Source organism: Photorhabdus stackebrandtii (assembly GCF_011189495.1).
Classification (GTDB): Bacteria; Pseudomonadota; Gammaproteobacteria; order Enterobacterales; family Enterobacteriaceae; genus Photorhabdus; species Photorhabdus khanii.
In genome coordinates this window covers 1-5,187 of the sequence record NZ_PUJV01000070.1, presented here as the reverse complement: position 1 = coordinate 5,187, position 5,187 = coordinate 1, and the positions used below count along the sequence as shown (strand labels likewise).

4 protein-coding genes and 4 pseudogenes are annotated in these 5,187 nt (G+C 41.4%); 4 read left to right on the top strand and 4 right to left on the bottom strand.

Going from position 1 to position 5,187, the window contains the following annotated elements:
- Positions 1–142 precede the first annotated feature (142 nt).
- A pseudogene (locus C5470_RS23140) lies at positions 143–471 on the bottom strand (IS1 family transposase); the annotation flags it as partial.
- Positions 472–734: 263 nt separating this feature from the next.
- Here C5470_RS23140 and C5470_RS21265 point away from each other — a divergent pair.
- Both C5470_RS21265 and C5470_RS21260 read left to right on the top strand, forming a co-directional pair.
- Complete coding sequence (locus C5470_RS21265) at positions 735–1,079, top strand: type II toxin-antitoxin system RelE/ParE family toxin (RefSeq protein ID WP_166291763.1); 345 nt, start codon at positions 735–737, stop codon at positions 1,077–1,079.
- Between the two features lie 67 nt (positions 1,080–1,146).
- Positions 1,147–1,425: an addiction module antidote protein gene (locus tag C5470_RS21260; RefSeq protein WP_422631100.1), complete on the top strand. Its 279-nt coding sequence runs from the start codon at positions 1,147–1,149 to the stop codon at positions 1,423–1,425.
- 260 nt (positions 1,426–1,685) lie between these two features.
- On the opposite strand, the pseudogene C5470_RS21255 reads toward C5470_RS21260, so the two are convergent.
- Positions 1,686–2,054 (bottom strand): annotated as a pseudogene (locus C5470_RS21255) (IS5 family transposase); the annotation flags it as partial.
- A gap of 315 nt (positions 2,055–2,369) precedes the next feature.
- Here C5470_RS21255 and C5470_RS21250 point away from each other — a divergent pair.
- Positions 2,370–2,891, top strand: a pseudogene (locus tag C5470_RS21250) (ISKra4 family transposase); the annotation flags it as partial.
- 442 nt (positions 2,892–3,333) lie between these two features.
- A pseudogene (locus tag C5470_RS23135) lies at positions 3,334–3,455 on the top strand (hypothetical protein); the annotation flags it as partial.
- 155 nt (positions 3,456–3,610) lie between these two features.
- Here the strand turns inward: C5470_RS23135 and C5470_RS21245 are convergent.
- Positions 3,611–4,657: a PDDEXK nuclease domain-containing protein gene (locus tag C5470_RS21245; protein ID WP_166291760.1), complete on the bottom strand. Its 1,047-nt coding sequence runs from the start codon at positions 4,655–4,657 to the stop codon at positions 3,611–3,613.
- 321 nt (positions 4,658–4,978) lie between these two features.
- Positions 4,979–5,187: hypothetical protein (locus C5470_RS21240; protein ID WP_479687682.1), on the bottom strand; the 209-nt coding region annotated here is incomplete at its 5' end.

The window sequence follows — 5,187 nt, the reverse complement described above, 5'->3', positions numbered from 1 at the left end:
GCTGTCTACGCTTCATCTCCTTTGTTACCGCCGGAAACGCAAGACTCGCTACATAGTGGTCTGGCTAATCCCTTTCTACGACGGGACTTTCACCCGCAAGATCAGTACAGCTTTGCCCAGCGCACCGGTCATTACATTCTCCTTAAAGAAAGTAGTATTCCGTTTCAATGAACGCGCCTATCACCTTGTCGTGCATTTCTTCTGATTTGGAATACCCGATTGTTTTTCTGTTTAGCCTTTTTAGACGAGTGCGAAGCGTCAGGTTGGTTCTTTCGATACGTTAGGTGTAAAATACTTTCCAACAATGTGTTTTTCCTCCGGATGTCGTCGGTTGTAAGGGGAAAAATCATCCGTACAGTAAAAGCGGACGTCAAAAGGTGAGAGAAGCGCCAGCAGTTTTTCCAACGTTTTCCCGCTGCGATCACCAAATACGTGAGCCACGATCTTTTTCATGCTTGGTTCCCAAGCATACCTGTAGCGACCTAAAAATAAAAAGCACCAAACCTGCAATCAACGGCAGTTTTCAACCCACATTAGATGATTCTATCCGTGCCGCAAACCCAGATTAAATGATAATGAACCTACACTATTGGACTCCAACCTGAATTCCGTCTTTCCCAACTCACATTATTTTATAATAAAAAATCACAGCCACCAGATCACAACCTCAAATAACTTGCCTAATTGTCGTTTATATGCGACAATTTATTCAGTTAAAGATACAGAGGTAATCAATGCGATACCGGATTGAACGCTATCAGGATGGACAAGGGAATGTCCCTTTCACAGACTGGATAACGAAATTAAGAAAGAAACATCGTCAAGCTGCCGCAAAAATAGATAATCAGATAGACAGAGCTGAAACTGGAAACTTTGGAGATCATAAATTTGCACGAGATGGCGTTTGGGAAATGCGAATAAATTTTGGAACAGGTTATCGAGTTTATTATACGGTAGAAGGAGAGGATATCATTATTCTTTTTTTTGGTGGTGATAAAACGACACAAGACAAAGACATAGATAAGGCAGTTGAATATTTACAGGACTACAAGCAGAGGAAACCTAATGAAAATAAGTAAACTTAACGAGGATAATCCTGTGGCAACTAATGACAATTTTTCATGTTCAGTAAATCACGATGTAGCCATGATTGCAGAACTGAGAGCCGATCCAGATTACGCAGAAAGCTATTTACAAACTGCATTAGAAGATATTTACGAAGAAGGAGGAATTTCTGCGTTCTTAACCGCACTTCGTCGTGTTGTAGAGGCACGCGGAGGCATTAGTGAAATCGCTAAAAAATCGGGTTTGTCTCGTCAGCAACTCTATAAGACGTTATCAGAATCTGGCAACCCGACGATCTCTACACTAACAGAAATAACCAGAGCAGCTGGTGTCAGACTTACTTCTTCGACTCACGCATAAAAATCATCCTGCTGCTTGCAGGATGATTAAGCCCACTCATATAGCGGATTCTTTTATTCAAAAAGATAATATTGCTTAGTGAATACTGGAGAAACTAAACAACCACCTAGATTCACCCAGTGATACGGGCGGTTCCCTCCGTCTTCGCCGTGGGAACAACTTCTACAGACAACTTCGTGTCGCAAATTTGCAATTAGTGTGAGCCGAAACTGGCGATAATTGCGAGTCGGTGGGATTTCGATTGCGAGCCGTTACACATAACTGTCTACCACCAAATGGATTTTGGTTGAACGTCCCCCTCGACTCTGGCCTATTGATGTATCTTCCCCTGAAGCTGCGCCGGCACTGTGCTGATGCGCCCGGATTATACTGCCATCAATGAACAACCATTCTGAATCAGTGTGATGAGATAACCATTTGAATAATCACTGCAAAATACCTTTCTTTGACCACAGATTAAAACGACAGAATACCGTATTCCATTGACCGAAATCGGCAGGGATATCCCACCAGGGGCAGCCCGTTCTCATTCGATAGAGAATGCCTTCCAGCGTCATACGGTGTTCTGCTTTGTTCAAGTTTGACGTTAACGTCAGGCAGACAACTATGCCGGTAAGCTGTTGTATCAACCTTCGTGTATGGGAAACAGGTCAAGTTTGATAGATGGGGTTTTCTGACCATAGCCCCGATTTGTTCCCTTGCTCCCTCTTAGCCCTTGCTACGTCTGGCTTTCAACGGAAAAATCGATTTTGAATAGCACTTGATAAAACATGATAACCTGTTGAATATAAGTTTTTTTATTTTTTTTTAAAATTCATGTAATCCGTTTGGCTACCTTTGGCATCATTCCTGTTTATTCTTTCTGTCTTGACCTATACGATTCAATGTATCAATGAGAGTTGTTCTTTATTACACCAAAATTACGGCAAATAGAAAACCGAGTAACCCAGCACATACTTAATTGGTTTCATATTACAATGCGTCTGACCGTACTAAAACAATATGCCAAAGGGGTATCTAAAAACGATCCGAAGCTTGGTACAGAATTATTAGATTCTTTAACCAGTACAAAATGGTCTATCTGGCATGGAAATGTGATTAAGGCATTAGAACACCTGGATGATTGTGCTGCCATGTGTGATGAGGATATATCGCCTTATGGTAACAATAAATCATTGTTAAAACATATAGATGAAATGTACACCTAGATTGAAAATAACAGCATGATGATCCCGAATTACGGTGAAATGTACCGGTATGGTGAACCCATTTCCTCTTCATTTGTTGAATCAACGATCAATGAAGTTATTGCTAAGTGCATGGTGAAAAAACAGCAAATGCAATGGAGTCAACAAGGTGCACATTATCTACTCCAGACACGAACAGCAGTACTCAATCATGATTTAAAAACGCGATTTGAGCACTGGTATCCGGGGATCAAATTAAGCGAAGAAACAGATCACTAGTTTGGCAAAGACTATTGCTGCATGAGTGCCCCAAGGTTTTTATGCTCTCCTATCCCATCCATTAATTGTGCCGGGTGATGAAAGTCAGACGTTCAACATTTTATATTTGGCAAGACAAACCTGTTCCATCACCATCTCTACAATACTATGTTTTCTGATGAGAGTGAAGGAAGCTGGAAAGGTCGGTAATAACTGATGGTTAGTTTACTACTGGAAGATCTAATACCTGCCAATAAAAACAGATTCAGGCATCAACCATTATTTTGCTACGTGAGCTAAATAGAAGAGCCTGTTGGAGTTGTTTAAAAAATAGTTGAAGGTATTACAGACAGCGCTATTGCAAATTTATCAGAGATACCTACTTTAACACATTTTAAGGCATTAACTCTTACAGCTAAAGTAAACAAGGCTAAATTACATTGATGATTTAGAATCGATGTAGACACGGTATGGTTGTCGTCTGAAAAGTATGGTGGAACAATTTTGTTGTTTAACAATCAGCTCGATCCGGTTCGCATAGCTGAATTGCGCAACAGGATATTAGCGGTTGGGCAACCAATATGATGAATTTCATTTGCAGTTACCATGAGTGAAAAAGTGGTAAATGCGAGTCCGACCATTTTCGTTTGCGAGTAGTTACAGGTAATGGCAATCAAAGGAGTTGGCGTAGATTCAAGAGGAGAAATTTTCTCCCCTTTACGCGTCAAAGTAAAAAAATTCTACTGCGGTTTTTCTTGTTGATCTAACAAATGCTGACGCTCTTTTTCGAGCTGTAAACGAAGCTCTTCTTCACTTGGCAGTTCCAACATGTATTTTGAGGCAAACAATTGCTTGCTGTCGTTGAGTACTGAATATTTGGCAACGGTATGATTGTTTTCGGTACATAAAATTAAGCCGATGGTTGGGTTATCATCACTGCGGCGTTTTTTCTCTTCGTACATGCGCACATACATGTCCATTTGCCCCACATCTTGATGAGTGAGCTTATGCATTTTCAGGTCAATCAACAAAAAGCATTTGAGATGAAAGTTGTAGAACACCAAATCAATGTAATAATCACCATCATCGGTACTGATACGTTGCTGACGTTCGACAAATGCAAAGCCTTTACCGAGTTCCAGCAGGAACTTTTGCAGATTGTCGATTAGCGCTTGTTCAAGTTCACTTTCTTGTAGTACAGCACTCGGTAAACCTAAAAAGTCGAAAATATATGGGTCACGCAAGTAATCTTTTGCCGATAAAGTCAGTGCCGTGGTTTTTTGCTGCGCTTCATCCAGTACAGACTGGATATTTTGTTGCTTTGCTTGAGTAGAAAGCAAGCGCTCGTAATAGAAGGTACCGATTTGGCGTTCTAACGCGCGAGCAGACCAAGCCTGCTCAATTGCTTCTTTCATATACCATTGTCTGGTTTGCTCGTTTTCAATGCGGGTTAAGGTGCGGTAGTGTGTCCAGCTTAATTCGTGACGCAGTGCGTCACGATTTGGAAAAGTAATATAAAACAATCTCATATAACGAAGATTGGAGTTATCAAAACCTTTGCCAAACTCTTTGGTTAAAGAAGTGGAAAGGTTTTTGAGTACTTTCTTACCATATTCAGCGCGCGTCTGTCCTTGTTGTTCATCTTCGACAATCAGGCGGCCGATTTCCCAATAAGTTTGCACCATAACAGTATTGACTGCTTGTGCGGCTTGTTTGCGACCTTGGGTTAATAGCGCCCTAATATTGTCTAGCAATAGGTTTGATTCCGGTAATGCGGGTTGATTCATTATGCAGCCTCCATGTCTTCTATTTTTTCTCTGTGTACATCGAATATGTATTTTTAAAAAACAGAGTGAGGAAGAAATCGTTGCAAATGGGTAGGATGCCTATATCACGAAAAATATCATATGCATTCCAGACCGCTTGTTTGATTGAGTTAGCACTCATCATTCATTATTCTCATCAAGTAACTTTTGAAACATGCCCTGAAGTATAGGGGAATCTTAAATCCGGAGACAATCCTCCCTGAATATTCGCAGAGTAGCCAGAGACAGTTACCTGTCTCCAGCCCTCTAAGAACCGTGCGTGCGCCTTTCAGCGCACACGGCTCAAGCCTTACTAAGGCCTGATAATGACCCGGTAACCCAACGTGCTTTACTCCTGGATAAATCCCTTCCCTTATGCTCCGCTTCTCTGAGAAAGGCAGCTACAGCAGGTTTCACCCGTTCTTCCAGTACTTCTTTCGAACTCCCGGAAATGACGAAATCATCCGCATATTTAACGACATAGACTTTCTGGCGAGGGGCAGCGCGTTGTG